This window comes from Streptomyces solincola (genome assembly GCF_002982015.1).
Lineage (GTDB): Bacteria > Actinomycetota > Actinomycetes > Streptomycetales > Streptomycetaceae > Streptomyces > Streptomyces solincola.
Genome location: NZ_PVLV01000740.1, coordinates 1 through 1,220 on the forward strand (window position 1 = coordinate 1; position 1,220 = coordinate 1,220).

Genomic DNA, 1,220 nt, shown 5'->3' on the forward strand with positions numbered 1-1,220 from the left:
CGCCGTCGGCGAGCGCCGCCAGCGACAGGTTGAACGGCCCGGCGCCCACCCCCAGCAGGTCCACCGGCGTCTCGTCGGCGTCCTCGCGGCCCGTCGGCTCGCTCGCGCTCATGCGTCTCCTCCGTGATCACGTGCGGGGCCCGCGCCGCCCGGCCGCCCGGGCGCGGCGGACAGGTCGAGCAGGGCGTCGAAGTCGGCCGCCGCGGTGTGCGGGTGCAGCAGGGTGGCCTTCAGCCACAGCTTCCGTGCGCCGCCGGGGGCGCCCGCCGGGGCGTCCTCGGCCCAGGCCCGGCCCAGCACCGCCCGCCCCCGGCGCAGCAGCTCCCGCCGGACGTCGGCCACCAGCGCGTCGCCCTGCTCCGGCGGCAGCGCGTCGGCGGCGGCGGGCCGGAACAGCACGGTGCTGGTCCCCGCCCCGCCGGGCCGGGCCCGCAGCCCCGGATGGGCCCCGATCCGCTCCGCCAGGTGCTCTGCCGCCTCCACGCACCGCTCGACCAGCGCCGCCATGCCCTCCCGGCCGAGCGCGCGCAGGGTCGCGGCGATCTTCAGCGCGTCGGGCCGGCGGGAGGTGCGCAGCGACCGGCCCAGCAGGTCGGGCAGCCCGGCCTCGGTGTCGTCGTCGGCGTTGAGGTAGTCGGCGGTCAGGTGCAGCGGGGCGAGGTACGCCGTGTCGGCGACCGCCAGCACGCCGGCGGCCACCGGCTGCCAGCCGAGCTTGTGCAGGTCGAAGGTGACCGAGTCGGCCCGCTCGATGCCGGCCAGCCTGGGCGCCAGCTTCCCGCTGAACAGCAGCGGCCCGCCGTAGGCGGCGTCCACGTGGAGCTTCGCGCCGTGCGCGGCGGCGGCGTCGGCGAGCGCCGGCAGCGGGTCGATGATCCCCTCGTCCGTGGTCCCCGCGGTCGCCACCACCAGCGCCGGTACGCCGCCGGGCAGCGCCGCCAGCGCATGCCGTACGGCCTGCGGGTCCATCCGGCCGCCCGGGCACGCCACGGCGACCGGTTCCGGCAGCCCCAGCAGCCAGGCCGCCCGCGCCACGCTGTGGTGCGCCGTCCGCCCGCACACCACCCGCAGCGGGTGGCCGCCGCGCGCCTGCTCCCGCGCCAGCAGCAGCGCGACCAGGTTGGACTCCGTCCCGCCGCTGGTGATCAGCGCGTCCGCAGCGCCCGCCGCCGGGTAGACCAGCCCGGCCAGCTCCCTGGTCACCGCCTCCTCCACCGCGG

1 protein-coding gene is annotated in these 1,220 nt (G+C 79.2%); it reads right to left on the reverse strand.

Annotation, left to right across the window (positions count from 1 at the left end):
• Positions 1–108 precede the first annotated feature (108 nt).
• A partial coding sequence (locus C6N75_RS29850; protein ID WP_105871948.1) for a pyridoxal phosphate-dependent decarboxylase family protein occupies positions 109–1,220 on the reverse strand: 1,112 nt, incomplete at its 5' end.